Raw genomic sequence first — 19,471 nt, 5'->3', positions numbered from 1 at the left:
GCTCCACGGAGTGCGTGGCCTCGTTTCGTTGGTTGCAGGTGCCTACTGGGGGCGGATCGGATTGCAGGCGACGCTGACGTACGTGACGATCCCTTCCTGCAGTCCGCAGGTCGTGTAGGCGCCCGTGGAGACGCCGACCTCCCACCACGGGGCGCCGTATCCGGCGACGCACGATCCGGTGGACGGTGTCCCTGCCGGAACCCACGGGCCGTCGCGGCGGTAGCCCTGGACCCACGGAATGTGCGACACACCGCCGGGGCCGGGAATCGCCCGCGGCGTCAGGCCGAAGCACTCGACCGTCCCGATGTGCACGGCGGTCCTGCCGGCGGGCACGTCCTGCGCCGTGCAGTGCGAGGTGCCGGACGTGGGTGTGGTGGCGGTGTGACAGTCGGCGGTGGGTTCGGCCTGGGCGGGTGCGGCGCCCAGCGCAACCAGGGCGGCGGCGACGGCGGACGACGCGGCCGCTCCGGCGAAGATCCTGAGGAACCTGTGGGTCATCGACTACTCCTTCGGGTCCGTTCGCTGCCTGTGTCGGTGCGGCACCGGATTCCGTTAGCCGACGGGCCCGCCGGGGTGGTGTCATCCCCACCCCAGGGTGCCTACCCGGGCGGTCGGCGCGGCCCGACGATGGAGTGGAAGCCACGTCGCGAACTTCCGGTCCTTCCGGACCGGAACCCGTCCCCTCGGCGGTTCGTGACGAATGACTCGAGTGTGAACCTGCCGTCCGGCTTCTTCCGCTCGGTTTCTGCGAACGTCGAGAGTGGGTTGTAGATGAGCATCAGCCAGGTCCGGGCCACCAGCTCGGCACATGTCGGTGAGTACGTCGGTTCCGTCGCGACGATGGTGGAAGCCCTGTCGGTCGACTGGTGGTTCACCCCAGCGTTCGACGTGGTCGTGACCCTTTCCAGCGAAATCCCCTACTACCGCGGCCGGAAGGCCGTCCTGGCCTGGAACCGCCACTTCGGGTGGTCGCTCGGAGTCCACGGACTGTCCCAGGGCAATGTTCTGGTGGTCGAGGCACTCGGGTTGGGACCGGCCCCGGATCCCGCGCAGTGTTCGGATCGGGTCGCGGAGATGCTCACCGAACTCGCCGGCTGGGCCCCTCAGCGGGCGTCCGGAAAACCTGCCCCGCGAATCGTGCACGGCCCCGGCGCTCCTCGCGGATGACCCAGTTCGCGGGAACCCGTGCGGCTCCGGCGCCGACCGGCTTGGATAGCGAATATGGACGGCAGGAGAGCCCCCGATCCGCTGCGCCTCGCGGTCGGCGCCGCCGCGACCGCCGGCGGCGCGTTGCAGCGCGTGATCGGATTCGGCATCGACACGGCGCGACGCCTGCCGGGCGTCGACCCCGTTCTGGTCACCCTCGAGGAACGCGGCACCGAGACACTCCGCGGCGCCGACGAACTCGCGGACCGGGTGCTGCACGCGGTGCTGCGGAAGGTCGTGCAGGTCGCTCTGCAGGAGGTGGACCTCACGACGATCGTGCGTGATCACGTCGACCTCGACGTCGTCGCCGAGGGCATCGACATCCAGCGGATCATCGACCGGGTGGACGTGGATGCGATCGCCGCCCGGGTCGACATTCCGCAGATCCTCGACCGCGTCGACATCGACGCCGTCGCCGCGCGGGTCGACGTGGATGCGATCGTCGACCGCGTCGACGTGGATTCCGTCATCGGACGCGTCGATCTGGTCGTGCTCGCCGACACCGTGATCGAGGGCGTCGACCTCCCGCGCATCATCCGAGAATCGACCGACTCGATGTCCAACGAGGCGGTCCGCGGGGTGCGCACCCAGGGCATGCAGGCCGACGACGCCGTCGCCGGGTTCGTGGGCAAGTTGTTCGGGCGCGGGCACGAACCGGACGATGCATGACCGCGCCGGCGCATCGTGCCGCCGGGATCGTCACCCGCGGGCTGGCCTGCGGCATCGATCTGGCGATCGTCATGGCCGTGATGGGCGGCATCTACGTGGGCGCACTGTTCGTGCGGTTGCTGTTCTCCCCGCAGGCGTTCACGTTTCCCGACGCCAGTGCCCTGCTCTCCGTCAGCATGTTCATCGGCGTGGCCGTGCTGTACCTGACCGCGTGCTGGGCGGTCAGCGGCCGCACCGTCGGCGCCGTGATCATGGGGCTGCGGGTGGTCAGCCGCAACGGTGAACTGATCGGCTGGGTCCGCGCACTTCTCCGGGCGGTGCTGTGCGTGATGTTCGGGTTCGGGTTGCTGTGGGCGGCGGTCGACGGCAGGCGCCGATCGCTGCAGGACATTCTGCTGCGAACCGCCGTCGTCTACGACTGGGAGCCGGATCTGCACCTCGGCGAGCCCGGCGCCTGACCGCGCACCCCGGCAGCATGTCGTAGTGGCTGCCTAGCATGGGGTCATGTACACGGAGCGGCGGTCGGTGTTCCCCGGCGCCGTCGTGTGGCAGAAGACGGTGGCCGGCGGTGAGGCGGAGATCCTGCCCGACGGCTGCATGGACCTCATCTGGATGAACGGTGACGTCGTCGTGGCCGGCCCCGACTCCCGCCCGTATCTCACTCGCAGCCGGGAGGGCGACCGCTACGTCGGGTTGCGTTGTTCCCCGGGCATTCTGCCGGATCTCCTCGGAACACCGGCCGAGGAGTTGATCAATCAGCGGGTGCCGCTCGCCGACGTGCTGAGCGACCGCACCACCGCAGAATTCCTCGGCAGGATCGCCGACACCGCCGACCCCGGCCGGGCGCTCGAGGAGTTCGCGCGGTCGCGCCGGCTCCTCGGGCCGCCGCCGGACGGCAGGATCTCCACGGTCGTGCGGCTTCTGCAGCAGCAGGCGTCCGTCCGCGACGTCGCGGACGGAATCGGTGTCGGCGAGCGCCAACTGCACCGCCTGTGCCGGCGGCAGTTCGGTTACGGGCCGAAAATGCTGGCCCGGATCCTCCGGTTGCAGTCGGCTGTCGGGCTCGCGGGGTCGGCCATTCCCGCTGCGCAGGCGGCCGGCATGGCCGGATTCGCCGACCAGGCCCACCTGATCCGGGAGGCCCAGGAGTTGACGGGCCGCACGTTCGGTCAACTCGTCACGGCGTGAGCGGGGCGAAGAGGTCGACGGAGTTGCCGTCGGGATCGTCGACGGTGGCGTAGCGCTGCCCCCACGGTGCGTCCCACGGCTTCTTCCTGCCGTTGGACCCGGCGCCCGTGATCTCGTCGAAGAGTTTGTCGACGTCGGCAGCGGTCCCGCAGTCGAAGGCGAGCGCGATGCGATGCCCGCCGGCAGGTTCGGTCCAATCGGGGGTGAACGAGCGGATGGTGTCGATCGTGTCCCACAGCAGGCGAACCCCCACCCGGAAGCTCGAATTCGACGTGCGGCGCCTGATCGGCGTCGGCGGGAATGTCGAGTCCGAGCCGCCGGTAGAACGCGAGCGACGTGGGCAGGTCGCGGACGACCAGTTCGATGGCACTGAATGTTGCGGTCATGTCCAGAACGCTAACGACCTCGGACGGACCCGCATTGAAGGTTTCGGACATCGCGCATGCCGGGGTCCGATTTCTTCAATCAATCGGGCCGTGCAGCGGGGATGCTGGGAGTCATGACCACCGAATCAACCCATGTCAGTGTGTTCATCGCCCGGACCGCCGCCGACGTGTACGCCTACGCCAGCGACCCCGCCAACCTCCCCGCCTGGGCGGCCGGCCTCAGCAGCACCATCACCCGCGACGGCGACCGCTGGCTCGCCGACTCCCCGATGGGCCAGGTCGCCGTGACCTTCGCACCCGCCAACGACTACGGCGTCCTCGACCACGACGTCACCCTCCCCGGCGGCGACACCGTCTACAACCCCGTCCGCGTCCTCCCCGACGGCGACCACAGCGAAGTCCTCTTCACCATCCGGCGACGCGACGGCGTGAGCGCCGAAGAATTCGCGCAGGACGCCGCAACCGTCACCGCCGACCTCCAGAAGCTGAAGGAATTGCTGGAGGCGTGAGGCGGGCGCGCTGTTGTCGCTCGTTGGTGCGTTTGCATACCGATTAGCCAGAATCTCACGCAATTGCGGGCGCGAATGGCAAATTCGTGTGCAAATGTCAGCGGCTCCGGTCAGTTCAGTGATCCTCGAACGGGTTCCCCAAGACAGCCCCCTGTTGTCGAATGTCCTCCCGGCCCGGAAGGGTACTGGACTTGCCGTGCTCAGACTCGTTCCGGACGACCTTCGGCCACGGCCGTTGCCGCCGCGGAGACGCGTTGGTACGCCGCCCGGGTTTCGGGTGCGAGTTTGGTGTGTTCGATGACGATTCCCATGCCGAGGTGTTCGTCGTAGGGGATGGTCTCGACGCCCCACACCTGTCCGCCGAGGTATTCGCGGAGGAGGTCGAGATCCACCTGCCAGCCGGTGGCGTCCTGGTTCGAGACGGTGACGACGGTGCGGGCGAGTCCGGGTTCGCCGAGCGTGTCACCGATCGACTGCAGCGCGGAGCGGAGGCGATTGAACGCGTCGGCGCGGCACGGGACGACGAGGACGATGGGGGTGGGCGTGGCCAGCAGCGGCGTGAGGTACGCGGCTCGCAATCGGTGGCCGACGTCGTGGACGGCGCCGACCCCTCGGGCGCGCAGCGAGCCTGTGAGAGTGTGGAATTCACGATCTGTCGCGGTCCGGTTGCCGATGCGGTTCAGGATGCGGGTGCCGGCGCTGGTGCGGGAGCAGTATCCGTCGAACACGTCGTCCGCGACGGGGCCTGCGGCGGCGGACGCCACCACCTGCTCCAGGCCGCTGACGGACAGCACCGCGTCGGCGCCGCGTTCGGCGACATCGCCGCCGGCAGGTGTCGCATCGACGGCGACGACCCCGCCGCCGCGGGCCGCCTCGGTGTTGGCGAGCCCGAGTGTCGTCGTGGTGGCGCCTGCTCCTCCGCACGCCCCGAGGACCAGGGTCGACACCGGAAGTGCTTGCTGCAGTGGGTCGGTCACTTCGCGTCTCCAATGGATGTGATGTACGTGCGACCGTCGCGGTCCGCGGTGGTCACGACCTGCTCGTACTGTTTCGTGGACCCGTCCGGTCGCAGTTCCGACAGTGTCACCGCGTAGCGGCCGGGCTCGGTTTCGGTGATGGCGAGGCAGTGTTCGGTGCCTTCGGGCAGCAGCGAGTCGATGCCGCCTTGAATGGTCTCGGCGGACCCGAGCGGCGCGTCGGGAGCGACCACCTCGCGTGCCTTCGCGCCGCTGCGTGCGACGTAGTAGGCGTGATCGAAGGCCAGGATCGCGGCGACGCCGTCGGAGGTCCCGCCGGGACCGTTGCCGACGACCGTCGCACCGTCGCGGGATGCGGTGCACCATCCTGCCGCGACCGGGTTTCCGCTCGCCACAACGGAAGTCGAGGTGAACACCGCTGCCGCGCCTCCGGCGACGGCGATCACCGCTGCCGCGCCTCCGGCGAGAGCGAGTTTCCGCTTGCCGCGGCCGTCCCGGACGCGCGGGGTGGGATCGGGTTCTTCGCCCGGCGGCAGCCATGTCGGCGCCGGGGGAGACAGCTGTTCCGGTTCGGGTTCCGCGACGGGAACCGCCGGTGCCGCGGCCGACGGGAAGGGCGGGTACCAGTGCGAGAAGCGGTCGAGGGCTGCCCTGTTCGGCGGTTCTGTCACAGTTGAATCCTCCACACCTCGTTCCCCCGCGCGGAGCCCACCCCTGACAGCTCCGCGCGGGGGAATCGGATCACACGTGCAGCGTCGCCTGGCTGCGCACGTTCACGCCGCCGATCGTGGTGGTCGCCGGACCGCTGTCGGTCGACTGCAACTGCGGGAGCTGCGGTGCGGGCAGGGACGCGATCGTCTGCACCAGCTGCCCGAACGCCGGGTACCGGTCGGCGGCGTCCGCGATCACGGCGGCGACTCGAGTGACGTCGACGGGTGCCGACCAGTTCGTCGGGTGCTGGGCGTTGGAGTCGGCCGAGAAGGCGGAGACGGTGGCGGCGGTCGGCGAGGACGGGTCGACGGCCACGCCCGCGGTGCCGGTGGCGTCACCGACGCGCCAGCCGATGGTCCCGACGTACCCGTCGGGGTTGCCGTACTGGCGTCCGTTGACGGCGACCGGCACCGCGCCGACCAGCGTGTCGGCGGCCGCGTTCACCTCGACCACCGGCTTCGGCACGGGCAGGGCGGGGGCGACGGGTGCCTGGTGCGATTGCGGCACGTCGTCGGGGTCGATCCACACGGTCGCGGGCTGGGCGGCCTGTTCGGCGGGCACGGACTGCGCCGCGGGTGCCGGTTCCGCCGGAGCCGCGCCCTGCACCAGGTCGGGTGCTGCGGGGGCGGCCGTCTCGGCGCCGGGGACCGCCAGCGGCGCCTGCGGGGGAGCGGGCGTCGTCGTGGTCGGCGCGGCCGGGTCGGTGACGCCCGGCTGGGACGTGCTGGGCGGCGTGGACGGGACCGTCACGCCGGGCTGCGACGTGCTGGGCGGCGTCGCGGGGTCGGTGACACCCGGCTGCGACGTCGACGGCGAAGTGGTGGCCGGAGCGGCATGTGCCGTCGCGGCCCCGAGCAGTGCGGCGGCGGACACCGAGATCGCGGCGGCCAGAGCGTGCATGCGGATTCTCAAGTCGTGACTCCTGAAGTCGAATGGACATGGTTGATCGAACGGACTGGTGCTGACGAAGCAAACGCACGAGAGATGCAGATCAGAGGCACCGAAAGAGGGAAGCGAGCACAGCAGAACGCCTCCACCGACACGGTGGATGTGTTGTTTCCCCGATGAGATCCGTCCGTGCTGCCGGCGCATTGCCGCAGCCGTCGTTCACCGCCCCCATGACCGCCCCCGGTTCTTTCTCTTCCCCCTACCGCGGCAAAGTACCAGACGGGCAACCGTTCCCGCGCCCCCTGATTCCGGTCAGGCCAGGCCCGCGGCCAGTTTCACCGTCAGATCGCGCAGCGGCCGGAGCCGGCCGGTCATCGCGACGGCGGACATGGCGCGCGATCCGCGCACGAGCCGCCGGGTCGCGGGCCGCCGCGTGCGGTCGTAGCGGCGCAGCGCGGTGTGAATGTCGGTGTCGGCGGTGAGGAATCGGCCGAGTGTGACGGCGTCGACGAGGGCCTCGCACGCGCCGCGGCCGAGGTTCGGCGCCATCGCGTGGGCGGCGTCGCCGAGCAGGGCCGTGGTGCCCGACACGTACGACGGGAGGGCCGGCGACTCGTACAGGTCGTGGTGGAGCATCGCGTCGGCGGTGGCGGCCTCCAGTACCGCCCGGACGTCGGCGTGCCAGTCCCCGAACCGGGACCGGAGGAAGTCGAGGCCGCCGGGGTGCCCGACCTCGGTGCGGATGCACGCGAACCAGTTGACGAGTTCGCCGTCGCGCGGGGTGATGCCGAAAAGTGCGTCTGCGTCCCAGGTTTCGCTGACGGTGTCGCGATGTCCGGGCACCCAGCCGCGCCAGGCGGTGGCTCCGACATAGCGCGGCTCGAATGTGTCGCCGAACAGTTGCGTGCGGGTCGGGCTGCGCAGACCGTCCGCGCCGATCACGACGTCGTGATCCGTCAGCGCGTCGAGGGCGGGAGCGGGGGTGCCGAACGAGATCATGCCGTCGGGGCGTGTCTCGGCGAGCGTGGCCAGCAGGGCGGGCCTCGACAGCAGGTAGGCGGTGCGGTCGCGGTTGTCGATGGTGCCGATCACGGATCCGTCGGGGCGCAGGAGCGAGCCGCGGTGCTGGGGTGATCCGAGGGTGCGGACGCGATCGCCCGCGCCGATCGCGTCCAGCGCGTCGAGGGCCTGCGGCCACATGCCGAGCGCGGTGCCGGACGTGGGCAGGGCGTCGGCCCGCTCGAACACGTCGACGTGCCAGCCGGCGCGGGACAGGTAGCGGGCGACGGCGAGTCCACCGATGCCGCCGCCGAGGACTGCTGCGGAGTGGGTCATGACCACTACGCTACTACGGGTGTAGTGAGTTTACTACCGATGTAGTGTCGGGAACATGGCTGACAAACGGGAGCAGGTGCTCGACGCCGCCATCGCGCTTCTCGGCACGAAGGGGGTCCGGGCGCTCACGCATCGCGGCGTGGACGAACTGGCCGGGATGCCACAGGGATCGACGTCCAACTACTTCCGCAGCCGGGGCGCGCTGCTCGAGGGGATCGTCACACGGCTCGTCGAACGTGACCGGGAGGACTGGGAGACGTTCGCGCACCTCCGGCCCGAGAGCAGGGATGCGCTGGTCGATGCGCTGGCTGCCTTCGTGAGATTCTCCACCGGTCCGGACCGGGTCCGGACGAGCGCGCGCTACGCACTGTTCGTCGAGGCCTCCGTCACGCCGGGGCTGGACGCGAAGATCGGCGCGGCCCGGCGCGCACTCGTGGAGTGGGGCGCGGGCATGCTGGAACACGTGGGTTCGCGAAACCCCGCCTCGGACGCCGTGGTGATCACCGACTACCTGGACGGTGTCATCCTTCACCAGCTCACCGTCCCGGATCTCGATTTCGATCCGACTGCGGGAATTACAGCGCTCCTCCGCGCGCTCACTTAACATGTACTCAGTGCAGTCGGACGAGGTCCGCCCTCGACAATGCCCAGTTCAGAGGGTAAATAGGCCAACCTAAGTTGTGTTTCGTCAGGGGTTCTGAATTATCGTTTTCGTTACACGTTGGACCCACGAAAGTCCGACCCGACCGAAAAGCCACGTCGCCTGGTGCGAGGACCACACCCAGCGTGCTGCAAAAGGGCGATAGCCGATCGGTGGTGCCGAGCACGTCGTGACGGCACCTGCATTGCAAGTTGATGGCCATCAGCGCTGCTGGTCGTCGGTGCATCTTTTGGCATACGAAGGCTAGGTATGAAGCAACTTCCAGGCCCCCAGGGGCTGTATCACCCGTCGAACGAGCACGACTCCTGTGGTGTCGCGTTCGTCGTGGACATGAAGGGCCGCCGCAGCAGGGACATCGTCGAAAAGGCGATCACCGCGCTGGTGAACCTCGAGCACCGTGGTGCCGCGGGCTCCGAACCCAACACGGGTGACGGCGCCGGCATCCTCCTCCAGGTCCCGGACAAGTTCTTCCGCGCCGTGGTCGACTTTCCGCTGCCCGCAGAAGGCACATATGCCACCGGCATCGCATTCCTGCCGCAGAGCAAGGCCGACGCGCAGCGTGCCGCCGAAGCCGTCGAGAAGATCGTCGAGAGCGAGGGCCTGAAGGTCCTCGGCTGGCGTGAGGTCGCGACCGACGACTCGTCGCTCGGCGCCCTTGCCCGCGACGCCATGCCGACGTTCCGGCAGATCTTCATCGGCAGCGAGAACGACGCCCTCAGCGGACTCGACCTCGAGCGCCGCGCCTACGTCGTCCGTAAGCGCACCGAGCACGAACTGGGCAGCGAAGGCGCAGGCAAGGACGGCCCCGGTCGCGAGACCGTGTACTTCCCGAGCCTGTCGAGCCAGACGTTCGTCTACAAGGGCATGCTCACGACCCCCCAGCTCAAGGGCTTCTACCTGGACCTGCAGGACGAGCGCCTCGAGTCGGCCCTCGGCCTCGTGCACTCGCGCTTCTCCACCAACACGTTCCCGTCGTGGCCGCTGGCCCACCCGTTCCGGCGCGTGGCCCACAACGGTGAGATCAACACCGTCACCGGCAACGAGAACTGGATGCGTGCCCGTGAGGCGCTCATCGACAGCGACATCTTCGGCGGTCGCGATCAGTTGGAGAAGATTTTCCCGGTCTGTACGAAGGGTGCCAGCGACACGGCGCGCTTCGACGAGGTGCTCGAGATGCTGCACCTCGGTGGCCGCAGCCTGCCGCACGCCGTGCTGATGATGATCCCGGAAGCCTGGGAACGGCACGAGAGCATGGACCCCGCACGCCGGGCGTTCTACCAGTACCACTCGTCGCTCATGGAACCGTGGGACGGACCGGCGTCGGTGTGCTTCACCGACGGCACCGTCATCGGCGCCGTCCTCGACCGGAACGGCCTGCGCCCGTCCCGCCTCTGGGTGACCGACGACGACCTCGTCGTCATGGCGTCCGAGGTCGGCGTCCTGCCGATCGACCCGGCCACCGTCGTGAAGAAGATCCGGCTGCAGCCCGGCCGCATGTTCCTCGTCGATACCGCCGAGGGTCGCATCATCAGCGACGACGAGATCAAGTCGGAACTGGCCGCCGAGCACCCCTACCAGGAGTGGCTCGATCAGGGTCTGACCCACATGAACGACCTGCCGGACCGCCCGTACACCTACATGTCGCACGAGCGCGTCGTTCTGCGTCAGCAGATGTTCGGGTACACCAACGAGGAGGTCAACCTCCTCGTCAAGCCGATGGCGATCTCCGGTGCCGAGGCTCTCGGCTCCATGGGTACCGACACTCCGATCGCCGTGCTGTCGTCGCGGTCGCGGATGCTGTTCGACTACTTCTCGCAGCTGTTCGCGCAGGTCACGAACCCGCCGCTCGACGCCATCCGCGAGGAGGTCGTCACCAGCCTCGGCGGCACCATCGGCCCCGAGCACGACCTGCTGCACCCCACCGCGGAGTCCTGCCGGCAGATCTTCCTGCCGCAGCCGATCCTGCACAACGACGACCTGTCGAAGCTCATTCACGTCAACGACGACGGCGAATTCCCGAACTTCCGCAGCGTCATCGTCCGCGGTCTGTACCCGGTGGCCGAGGGCGGAGCGGGCCTGCGCAAGGCCCTCGACGACGTCCGCTACCAGGTGTCGGAGGCCATCGCCGGTGGTGCGCGCCTCGTCGTCCTGTCCGACCGTGAGTCGAACGAGACGTACGCGCCCATCCCGTCGCTGCTGCTGACGTCGGCCGTGCACCACCACCTGGTGCGCGAGAAGACCCGCACCAAGGTCGGTCTCATCGTCGAGGCCGGCGACGCCCGCGAGGTGCACCACATGGCGCTCCTCATCGGTTTCGGTGCGGCGGCGGTCAACCCGTACATGGCGTTCGAGACCGTCGACGAGGCCGTCCGCAACAACGAGTTGCAGGGCGTCACCCTCGACAAGGCCATCCAGAACTACATCAAGGCCGCGGGCAAGGGTGTGCTCAAGGTGATGTCCAAGATGGGCATCTCCACCCTGGCGTCCTACACCGGCGCCCAGCTGTTCCAGGTCATCGGCCTGTCGCAGGAACTGGTCGACGAGTACTTCACCGGCCTGCAGTCGAGCCTCGGCGGCATCGGCCTCGACCAGATCGCCGCCGACGTCGCCGTCCGCCACGCGAACGCGTACCTGGACCGTCCCGAGGAGCGCGCGCACCGCGAGCTCGAGGTGGGCGGCGAGTACCAGTGGCGTCGTGAGGGCGAGTACCACCTGTTCAACCCGGACACGGTGTTCAAGCTGCAGCACTCCACGCGCACCGGGCAGTACGAGGTGTTCAAGGAGTACACGAAGCTGGTCGACGACCAGTCCGAGCGCCTCGCAGCGCTGCGCGGCCTCTTCGAGTTCAAGAAGGGCGTGCGCGAGCCCGTCCCGCTGGACGAGGTCGAGCCCGCCACCGAGATCGTCAAGCGCTTCTCGACCGGTGCGATGAGCTACGGCTCCATCTCCGCCGAGGCGCACGAGACGCTCGCCATCGCCATGAACCGCCTCGGCGGTCGCTCCAACTCCGGTGAGGGCGGCGAGAGCCCGGCCCGGTTCACGCCGGACGAGAACGGTGACTGGCGCCGGTCCGCGATCAAGCAGGTCGCGTCGGGACGCTTCGGTGTCACGTCGCACTACCTGACGAACTGCACCGACATCCAGATCAAGATGGCGCAGGGAGCGAAGCCCGGTGAGGGCGGCCAGCTGCCGGCGCACAAGGTGTACCCGTGGGTGGCCGAGGTCCGGCACTCCACGCCCGGCGTTGGGCTGATCTCGCCGCCGCCGCACCACGACATCTACTCGATCGAGGATCTCGCGCAGCTGATCCACGACCTGAAGAACGCCAACCCGCAGGCCCGGATCCACGTGAAGCTGGTGTCCGAGGTCGGTGTCGGCACCGTCGCCGCGGGTGTGTCCAAGGCACACGCGGACGTCGTGCTGATCTCCGGTCACGACGGTGGCACCGGTGCCACCCCGCTGACGTCGATGAAGCACGCGGGCGCCCCCTGGGAGCTGGGCCTCGCCGAGACCCAGCAGACGCTGCTGCTGAACGGTCTGCGCGACCGCATCGTCGTGCAGGTCGACGGCCAGCTCAAGACGGGCCGCGACGTCATGGTCGCCGCGCTGCTCGGTGGCGAGGAGTTCGGTTTCGCGACCGCGCCGCTGGTGGTGTCGGGTTGCATCATGATGCGGGTCTGCCACCTCGACACCTGCCCCGTGGGTGTCGCGACGCAGAACCCGGTGCTGCGCAAGCGGTTCAACGGCAAGCCGGAGTTCGTGGAGAACTTCTTCCTCTTCATCGCCGAAGAGGTGCGCGAGCTTCTCGCGGAGCTCGGCTTCCGCACCCTCGACGAGGCCGTCGGGCAGGTGGACGTCCTCGACACCACGAAGGCGCTCGCGCACTGGAAGGGCAGCAAGGCCGGCAACCTCGACCTGTCGCCGATCCTGCACGAGACCGAGTCGGCGTTCATGGACCAGGACCTGTACTGCACGGGCACCCAGGATCACGGCCTCGACAAGGCGCTCGACCAGCAGCTGATCGTCCAGAGCCGCAACGCTCTCGACAAGGGCGAGAAGGTCACGTTCGAGTCGCCGATCACCAACGTCAACCGGACGGTCGGCACCATGCTCGGCCACGAGGTGACGAAGGCGTACGGCGGCGACGGACTGCCGGACAACACGATCGACATCACGTTCACCGGTTCGGCCGGTAACAGCTTCGGTGCGTTCGTCCCCAAGGGCATGACCCTGCGCCTGCACGGCGACGCCAACGACTTCGTCGGCAAGGGCCTGTCCGGTGGACGCCTCGTGGTGCGCCCGCCGCTGGAGACCGCGCCCGGGTTCGTCGCCGAGGACAACATCATCGGCGGCAACGTGATCCTGTTCGGTGCCACGAGCGGTGAGGCTCTGCTCCGCGGTGTCGTGGGCGAGCGGTTCGCGGTCCGCAACTCCGGTGCCACCGCCGTCGTCGAAGGTGTCGGCGACCACGGTTGCGAATACATGACCGGCGGAAAGGTCGTCATCCTCGGTGCGACGGGACGCAACTTCGGTGCCGGCATGTCCGGTGGTGTCGCGTACGTCTACAACCCCGACAAGGCGTTCGAGGACAACCTGAACACCGAACTGGTGGATCTCGAGGACCTGACGGGTGACGACTTCACCTGGCTGAAGTCCGCCATCGAGCGTCACCGCGACGAGACGGGCTCCGAGGTTGCCGCGCGCATCCTCTCCGACTGGTCGCAGCAGGTCAATCATTTCGCGAAGGTCATGCCCCGCGATTACAAGAAGGTGCTCCTGGCCATCGAGGCCGCGAAGAAGGATGGAAAGAACGTGGACGAGGCAGTGATGGAGGCAGCTCGTGGGTGATCCAAGCGGCTTCCTGAAGCACACGTCGCGCGAACTTCCGGTTCGCAGGCCGGTGCCGTTGCGTCTGCTCGACTGGAGCGAGGTCTACGAGGAGTTCTCGTCGGACACCCTGAAGACTCAGGCCAGCCGGTGCATGGACTGCGGTATCCCGTTCTGCCACAACGGCTGTCCGCTGGGGAACCTGATTCCCGAGTGGAACGACCTGGTGTACAAGGACCGGTGGCACGACGGCATCGAGCGTCTGCACGCGACCAACAACTTCCCGGAGTTCACCGGGCGGCTGTGCCCCGCACCCTGTGAGGCGTCGTGCGTCCTGGGCATCAACCAGGACCCCGTCACCATCAAGCAGGTCGAGGTCGAGCTCATCGACCGTGCCTTCGACGAGGGCTGGGTCAAGCCGGTGCACCCGACGCGTTCGACGGGCAAGAAGGTCGCCGTCGTCGGTTCCGGTCCCGCGGGTCTCGCTGCAGCGCAGCAGCTGACGCGCGCCGGGCACATGGTCACCGTGTTCGAGCGGGCCGACCGCATCGGCGGGCTGCTGCGGTACGGCATCCCCGAGTTCAAGATGGAGAAGCGGCACATCGACCGCCGCCTCGACCAGATGAACTCCGAGGGCACCGTCTTCAAGACGGGTGTCAACGTGGGTGTCGACATCACCGCGGACGCACTGCGCGCGCAGTTCGACGCCGTGGTCCTGGCCGGCGGTGCCACCGAGGCCCGCGACCTGCCGATCCCCGGCCGCGAGCTGGACGGCATCCACCAGGCGATGGAATTCCTGCCGATCGCCAACCGCGTGCAGCTCGGCGATCTGGAGCAGCCGACCATCACCGCGGAGGGTAAGAAGGTCGTCATCATCGGCGGCGGTGACACCGGCGCGGACTGCCTGGGCACCTCGCACCGTCAGGGTGCCGAGAGCGTTCACCAGTTCGAGATCATGCCGAGACCGCCCGAGACCCGCGCCGAGCACACCCCGTGGCCGACGTACCCGTTGATGTACCGCGTCGCGTCCGCTCACGAGGAAGGCGGCGAACGCCTCTTCTCCGTGAACACGGAACGGTTCGTCGGTGCCGACGGCAAGGTGACCGCACTGAAGGCCCACGAGGTCGAGATGAAGTCGGGTCGTTTCGAGAAGGTCGAGGGCTCGGACTTCGAGCTCGAGGCCGACCTCGTCCTGCTGGCGATGGGCTTCGTCGGACCCGAGAAGCCGGGCCTGCTCACGGATCTCGGCGTCGACCTCAACGAGCGCGGCAACGTCGCCCGCTCCGCGAAGTGGGCCACCAACGTCGACGGTGTCTTCGTGGCCGGCGACATGGGACGCGGACAGTCGCTCATCGTGTGGGCCATCGCCGAGGGTCGCTCCGCGGCCGCAGCGGTCGATACGTACCTCGAGGGCAAGACGGCGCTGCCGTCTCCGATCGAGACCACCACCGCCCCGCAGCGGTAGCTGTAACCGCCAGTACAATCCGCACCCCGGTAGGTTTTCCTACCGGGGTGCCGGTTTATCGTGCGGGGGTCACGTTCGGTCGGTAACGTTCATTTACCGATCGTGCATCTTTAGGTCACGTCGTCCTGGCAGCATCCCGTCTGCTGGACGGCGAAGGGGAGAACAGGTTGATGCCATGGCAATGAGACGGGTTATCGCATTCTTGACCGCAGTGGCCGCTGCCGCGGCCATCCCGGTGGTGTCGGGGGTGGTGGGTACGAGCGCAGTGGCGAACGCGGACCCCTGCCCGAGCCTGTACGTGGTCGCCATTCCGGGGACGTGGGAAACGTCCACCAAGGCCAATGTCAAGCCGACTCCGGGTCTGCTGTCCGCGGTCACCAACGGCCTGCCGTCGTCGATCCGCACCGATTACGTCACGTACGCCGCCACGGCGTTCCCGTGGGAGTCGGACGTGTACGGGCGCTCGAAGGCGCAGGCGGTCACCAACGCCAAGGGCATGTTGTCGTCGATGGCGCAGCAGTGCCCGGACACGAAGCTGTCGATCATCGGCTACAGCCAGGGCGCCGACGCCGCGGGTGATCTCGCCGCGGAGATCGGCACCGGCCTCGGTGTCGTTCCGGCCGACAAGATCGCGGCCGTCGGACTCGTCTCCGATCCGCGGCGGTCGCCGACCGACGCCCTCGTCGGCCCCGCCGTGGCCGGCAGCGGCGCCGGCGGTCCCCGCATCGGCGGGTTCGGCTGGGTCAGCCAGAACACGCGCACGTTCTGCGCGTACGGCGACCTGTACTGCTCCACGCCGAAGGACGACTTCGTGACACGGTTCGCGGGCTTCCTCGCGCAGACGTCGGATCCGACGCCGTCGCTGTTCGGCCGGTACCAGGAAGAGGCCCTCGCGATCTGGAACGATCTCCTCGCGGTCGGCGGTGTGCCCGCGCTGATGGCTCAGCTGGACGAGCCGTCCAACGAGAAGCGCATCGACGAACTCGAGCAGTTCTACAAGTCGCAGGCCCACCAGGACTACACCAGCTACGCCGTCGACGGTGCGGGTACGCCCGCCACGACGTGGCTGAGGAACTGGTTGCGCGACATCGCGTGACTTCCACCGAAGGCGGCGGGGGATGATGTCCAGCGTGACTGACACCCCCGCCGCCTTCGTCGGCTACGACGCCTTCGTGACCGTCCGGTGGTCCGACATGGACGCCTTTCAGCACGTCAACCACGCACGGATGGTGACGCTGCTGGAGGAGGCCCGGATCGACTGGCTGCTCAGTGAGGGCAGCGAGAACTCGTCGCTCATCACGAGCGCGTTCATCGCCGACATCCACGTGAAGTACCGGGCGCAGTTGCGGCATTCCGACAGCCCGCTGCGGGTCACGATGTGGATCGCCCAGCACCGGGCCGTCGATTTCACGATCGGCTACGAGGTTCGTGGCGCCCGTGCCGCGCTCACCGACCCGCCCGCCGTCACCGCGACCACGCAGATGGCCGTCGCGGACGTCGATGCCCAGCGGCTACGCCGCATCACTCCCACCGAGCGCGAGTACCTGGCCCGCTGGTCCCGCACGTGAGCGGCAAAGTGTGTTCCCGCACGCTTTCCCACTCACCTACGCAGGTGAGTGGGAATGTGTGTTCCGGGACGCTTTCCCACTCACGTGCGGAGGGCGTTGGGGGCCGGTAGGGGAACGTCGGGATCGAGGACGACGCCGCGGCCGCGCATGGTGGTGTCGACCAGTGCCCACGCCCACGCGGCGAGCTGTTCGGTCAGGGTGCCGACGTCGGTGCCGCCCGGTCGTTCGATCCAGTCCACCGCCACCGACTCGACCATCCCGATCAGCGCGTTGGCCAGAGGCGTCGCGGTGGCAGGGGTGCCGAGCGCATCCAGGTAGGGGCGGAGCATGTCGGCGACGGCGGTGGTGATGGCCCGTCGCACCTCTTCGGCGGCGGGGGAGAACGACATCAGGTAGCGGTACAGGTTGGCGTGTTCGGTGACCCAGTCGAGGTGGGTGCGGGCGGCGCGGGTGAGGATCGCGTGCGGCGCGCCGTCGATGGTGATCACGGGCGCGTATTCGAGGAGCATCATCGCGGCGACCCGGCGTGCGACGGCGTTCCGGAGGTCGGTGCTGTCTTCGAAGTGCCGGTAGATGCGCGTGCGCGCGACCTCGGCGTAGACGGCCATCGTCGCGACCGACACGTCGGGACCTTCTTCGGCGATGGCGACGAGTGCTCGTTCGACGAACTCCGAGCGCCGCTTCTCGCGTTGGCCGCGCCAACGGGCAGCGCGCCCGTCACCGGCGTCTTGCTGGGGGTTCGTCATCGAATCGAATCGTAGTCTTCCCTGCGGCGGTGTTTCCGTATAGCGTCACCAGTATGCGGTACATCGATGTACCACACACTCTGCAGCTCGGACGCCGACACGTTGGGAACACCGCCTTGTCCATTCAGCTCTGCCTGTCCGGCCCCCGCACGCCCGGGCGTTCGATGATCGGGTTGCGCAGCACCACGGTGATCGTCGTCCCGCCCCCGATGGCGTTCGAATACCTCGCCGACGCGGAGACCGTGCTCGGCCCGGTCACGCTGCCGTCCCGCGGCCGGATCACCGCGTCGGATCCGGGTCGCCGCCTCGTCGTCGAGGCCGATCACGGCGTGCACGAATCGGTCTGGACGTTCGCCGCCCTCAGCGAGGACGAAACGGAACTCACCGTCGACTTCCGCTACCACTCACCCGGCAGGCCGGCCGGACAACTGCTCGGCGGGGTGGCCGCACCGGTCGTGTGGCAGGCGTTGCGCCGCGCGCAGGTCGCGTTGAAGGACCGGATGGAAACCCTCTACTACGAGCCCGCCGACCGGGCCGGTCTCGACCGAAGGAGAGCATGACGTGGGATTCTCGGCAGCGGGCCGGACGGTCCTGATCACCGGGGCGGCAATGGGGATGGGACGGCTCTTCGCCCCCCTCGCGGCCGCCGACGACGCCGCCGCGGTCGTGTTGTGGGACATCGACGCCGACGGGCTCGAACGCACCGCACAGGAGCTGCGCGAATCGGGGTGTGCTGTCAGCGCGCAGGTCGTCGACGTCGCAGACCTCGACTCGGTCCGCACCGCGGCCGCCGAGGTCCGGGGTGCGTTCGGCCCTCCCGACGTGCTCGTCAACAACGCCGGGGTGGTGCGCGGCAAGTACTTCTGGGAGCACGACCACGAGTCGGACACGAAATTCGTGATGGACGTCAACACGCTCGCGCCGATGTACGTCACCAACGAGTTCCTGCCCGCCATGATCGAGGACCGGGGCCGGGAGTGCCGCATCGTGAACATCGCGTCGGCCGCCGGGACCGTCGCGACGCCGAGAATGGCGGTGTACGCGGCGTCGAAATGGGCCGTCCTGGGGTGGAGCGATTCGCTGCGACTCGAACTGGTCCAGGCCGGCCACGGGCACGTCAAGGTCACGACGGTGTGCCCGAGTTACATCTCGACCGGCATGTTCGACGGCGTGAAGAACCCGCTGTTCGCCCCGATCCTCAGCCCGGAAGAGGTCACGGTCCGGTCGTGGCAGGCGATGCGGCAGGGCACGCCGCTGCTGATGCTGCCGCGGTCGCTGTACCTGTCGCGGGTCGCGAAAGCCGTCCTGCCGGTGCGTGCCTGGGACCGCCTGGCCGACCGGCTCGGTGTCTATCACAGCATGGACGCCTACACCGGCCGGGTGCAGGCGCCCACCCGCTGACCTGTCGGATCAGCCGAGGTCGAGGCGGGCGCCGAGCCGCATGCTGCCCGGTGCGAGGCGGCTCAGCGCGCGCCCGAACCTGGCTTCGGACGTGACGGGGACGACGGCCTTGTCGGACTTGACGGCCTTCACGATCTGGGTCGCCACCCGGTCCGGGGTGAAACCGCGTTTGCGATAGAGCTTGTCGGTGCGGTCGCGCATCTTCGCCTGCTCCTCCGGGGTGGCGCCGGCGAAGTCGGTGGCCTGGATGATGTTGGTGTGGACGAGTCCCGGGCAGATGGCGCTGACGCCGATGCCGTGATTCACCAATTCCGCTCGGAGACAATCCGAGAGCATGAACACGGCGGCCTTGCTCGTCGCGTACGCCGTGAGCCGCTTCTGCGGCGTGAACGCCGCGGCGGACGACAGGTTCACGATGTGCCCGCCGGTTCCGCGTTCGATCATCTGCTCGGCGAACGCGCGGCAACCGTAGACGACACCCCAGAAGTTCACGTCCATCACCCGCTCGAAGTCCTTCTGCGGCGTCTTCGTGAACGTGCCCGAATATCCGATTCCGGCGTTGTTGATCACGACGTCGGGGGTGCCGTGCTCGGCCTGCACCGTCTCCGCGAAGCGCTGCACCTCGTCCTCCACCGCGACATCCACCTGATACGCGTGGGAGCCGCCACCGAAGATGGCGACGGCGCCGCCGCCCTTCATCTGGGCGGAGTTGATGAGATCGGAGGTCTGCTGCGCGGATTCGAGATCGCGATCGGCGACCACCACCACGGCACCTTCGGACGCGAACGCCAGCGCGGTCTCGCGCCCGATCCCACTGCCGCCGCCGGTGACGACGACGAGAGTGCCGTCGAGATCCCGCAGACGGTGATGCTTCCGTGCACCGCTGCGCCAGGCCCTGACTTCGCCGAGAAGACTCATGTGACCATCTTGTCCG

Annotated in this window: 19 protein-coding genes and 1 pseudogene; 12 read left to right on the top strand and 8 right to left on the bottom strand. The window is 68.5% G+C overall.

All coding sequences use genetic code 11. From position 1 onward, the window contains the following. Positions 1-42: 42 nt before the first annotated feature. A complete protein-coding gene (locus ACFTZB_RS14980) occupies positions 43-498 on the bottom strand; it encodes a hypothetical protein (protein WP_378432585.1) in 456 nt (151 codons plus the stop codon). Positions 499-771: 273 nt separating this feature from the next. On the opposite strand from ACFTZB_RS14980, the gene ACFTZB_RS14975 reads away from it, so the two are divergent. The 4 genes from ACFTZB_RS14975 to ACFTZB_RS14960 are packed head-to-tail and all read left to right on the top strand — an operon-like array spanning position 772 to position 3,063. Then, entirely contained in the window at positions 772-1,167 is a 396-nt protein-coding gene (locus ACFTZB_RS14975; protein ID WP_378432584.1) for a DUF6292 family protein, read from the top strand. 54 nt (positions 1,168-1,221) lie between these two features. After that, the gene (locus ACFTZB_RS14970; protein ID WP_378432583.1) at positions 1,222-1,875 is read left to right on the top strand and encodes a hypothetical protein; all 654 of its coding nucleotides are present in this window, start codon (positions 1,222-1,224) and stop codon (positions 1,873-1,875) included. Next, the gene (locus ACFTZB_RS14965) at positions 1,872-2,333 is read left to right on the top strand and encodes an RDD family protein (protein ID WP_378432582.1); all 462 of its coding nucleotides are present in this window, start codon (positions 1,872-1,874) and stop codon (positions 2,331-2,333) included. The genes ACFTZB_RS14970 and ACFTZB_RS14965 overlap by 4 nt, the downstream gene beginning before the upstream one ends. A 46-nt stretch (positions 2,334-2,379) precedes the next feature. Further along, positions 2,380-3,063 (top strand): helix-turn-helix domain-containing protein, encoded by a 684-nt coding sequence (locus tag ACFTZB_RS14960; RefSeq protein WP_378432580.1) that lies wholly within the window; start codon positions 2,380-2,382, stop codon positions 3,061-3,063. On the opposite strand, the pseudogene ACFTZB_RS14955 reads toward ACFTZB_RS14960, so the two are convergent. Then, positions 3,053-3,449 (bottom strand): annotated as a pseudogene (locus ACFTZB_RS14955) (VOC family protein). The gene ACFTZB_RS14960 and the pseudogene ACFTZB_RS14955 overlap by 11 nt on opposite strands. A gap of 113 nt (positions 3,450-3,562) precedes the next feature. On the opposite strand from ACFTZB_RS14955, the gene ACFTZB_RS14950 reads away from it, so the two are divergent. Continuing rightward, positions 3,563-3,958, top strand: coding sequence for an SRPBCC family protein (locus tag ACFTZB_RS14950; protein WP_378432579.1), 396 nt, complete (start codon positions 3,563-3,565; stop codon positions 3,956-3,958). A 200-nt stretch (positions 3,959-4,158) separates the two neighbouring features. Here the strand turns inward: ACFTZB_RS14950 and ACFTZB_RS14945 are convergent, their stop codons facing one another. The 4 genes from ACFTZB_RS14945 to ACFTZB_RS14930 all read right to left on the bottom strand — a co-directional run bounded on the left by ACFTZB_RS14945 (position 4,159) and on the right by ACFTZB_RS14930 (position 7,869). Further along, positions 4,159-4,935 (bottom strand): hypothetical protein, encoded by a 777-nt coding sequence (locus ACFTZB_RS14945; RefSeq protein WP_378432578.1) that lies wholly within the window; start codon positions 4,933-4,935, stop codon positions 4,159-4,161. Then, a complete protein-coding gene (locus tag ACFTZB_RS14940) occupies positions 4,932-5,606 on the bottom strand; it encodes a hypothetical protein (RefSeq protein ID WP_378432576.1) in 675 nt (224 codons plus the stop codon). The genes ACFTZB_RS14945 and ACFTZB_RS14940 overlap by 4 nt, the downstream gene beginning before the upstream one ends. Before the next feature lie 70 nt (positions 5,607-5,676). Beyond that, a complete protein-coding gene (locus ACFTZB_RS14935; protein ID WP_378432591.1) occupies positions 5,677-6,546 on the bottom strand; it encodes a glycoprotein in 870 nt (289 codons plus the stop codon). A gap of 300 nt (positions 6,547-6,846) precedes the next feature. Further along, positions 6,847-7,869 (bottom strand): FAD-dependent oxidoreductase, encoded by a 1,023-nt coding sequence (locus ACFTZB_RS14930; protein WP_378432575.1) that lies wholly within the window; start codon positions 7,867-7,869, stop codon positions 6,847-6,849. Positions 7,870-7,924: 55 nt separating this feature from the next. On the opposite strand from ACFTZB_RS14930, the gene ACFTZB_RS14925 reads away from it, so the two are divergent. The 5 genes from ACFTZB_RS14925 to ACFTZB_RS14905 all read left to right on the top strand — a co-directional run bounded on the left by ACFTZB_RS14925 (position 7,925) and on the right by ACFTZB_RS14905 (position 16,390). Beyond that, positions 7,925-8,473 (top strand): TetR/AcrR family transcriptional regulator, encoded by a 549-nt coding sequence (locus tag ACFTZB_RS14925; RefSeq protein ID WP_378432574.1) that lies wholly within the window; start codon positions 7,925-7,927, stop codon positions 8,471-8,473. 306 nt (positions 8,474-8,779) lie between these two features. Then, complete coding sequence (gltB, locus tag ACFTZB_RS14920) at positions 8,780-13,378, top strand: glutamate synthase large subunit (RefSeq protein WP_378432573.1); 4,599 nt, start codon at positions 8,780-8,782, stop codon at positions 13,376-13,378. Further along, on the top strand, positions 13,371-14,822 hold the full coding sequence (locus ACFTZB_RS14915; RefSeq protein ID WP_378432571.1) for a glutamate synthase subunit beta: 1,452 nt from the start codon (positions 13,371-13,373) through the stop codon (positions 14,820-14,822). The genes gltB and ACFTZB_RS14915 overlap by 8 nt, the downstream gene beginning before the upstream one ends. 181 nt (positions 14,823-15,003) lie before the next feature. Further along, positions 15,004-15,918 carry a cutinase family protein gene (locus tag ACFTZB_RS14910; RefSeq protein WP_378432588.1) on the top strand — a complete coding sequence of 305 codons (915 nt, stop codon included), beginning with the start codon at positions 15,004-15,006 and terminating at the stop codon, positions 15,916-15,918. A 22-nt stretch (positions 15,919-15,940) separates the two neighbouring features. Further along, positions 15,941-16,390, top strand: a complete 450-nt coding sequence (locus ACFTZB_RS14905; protein WP_378432569.1) for an acyl-CoA thioesterase — start codon at positions 15,941-15,943, stop codon at positions 16,388-16,390. A gap of 80 nt (positions 16,391-16,470) precedes the next feature. On the opposite strand, the gene ACFTZB_RS14900 is transcribed toward ACFTZB_RS14905, so the two are convergent. Then, the gene (locus ACFTZB_RS14900) at positions 16,471-17,136 is read right to left on the bottom strand and encodes a TetR/AcrR family transcriptional regulator (protein WP_378432568.1); all 666 of its coding nucleotides are present in this window, start codon (positions 17,134-17,136) and stop codon (positions 16,471-16,473) included. A 116-nt stretch (positions 17,137-17,252) separates the two neighbouring features. Here ACFTZB_RS14900 and ACFTZB_RS14895 point away from each other — a divergent pair, with 116 nt between their 5' ends. Next, positions 17,253-17,696: a hypothetical protein gene (locus tag ACFTZB_RS14895; RefSeq protein ID WP_378432567.1), complete on the top strand. Its 444-nt coding sequence runs from the start codon at positions 17,253-17,255 to the stop codon at positions 17,694-17,696. Between the two features lies 1 nt (position 17,697). Further along, positions 17,698-18,537 carry an SDR family oxidoreductase gene (locus ACFTZB_RS14890; protein ID WP_378432565.1) on the top strand — a complete coding sequence of 280 codons (840 nt, stop codon included), beginning with the start codon at positions 17,698-17,700 and terminating at the stop codon, positions 18,535-18,537. A gap of 9 nt (positions 18,538-18,546) precedes the next feature. Here the strand turns inward: ACFTZB_RS14890 and ACFTZB_RS14885 are convergent, their stop codons facing one another. Then, positions 18,547-19,455 carry an SDR family NAD(P)-dependent oxidoreductase gene (locus ACFTZB_RS14885; RefSeq protein ID WP_378432564.1) on the bottom strand — a complete coding sequence of 303 codons (909 nt, stop codon included), beginning with the start codon at positions 19,453-19,455 and terminating at the stop codon, positions 18,547-18,549. Positions 19,456-19,471: the final 16 nt, after the last annotated feature.

It is taken from the genome of Rhodococcus sp. NPDC057014 (assembly GCF_042673295.1).
GTDB lineage: Bacteria > Actinomycetota > Actinomycetes > Mycobacteriales > Mycobacteriaceae > Rhodococcus_F.
Note: the sequence above shows the minus strand (reverse complement) of the source record. Positions and strands in the feature narration are given on the sequence as shown.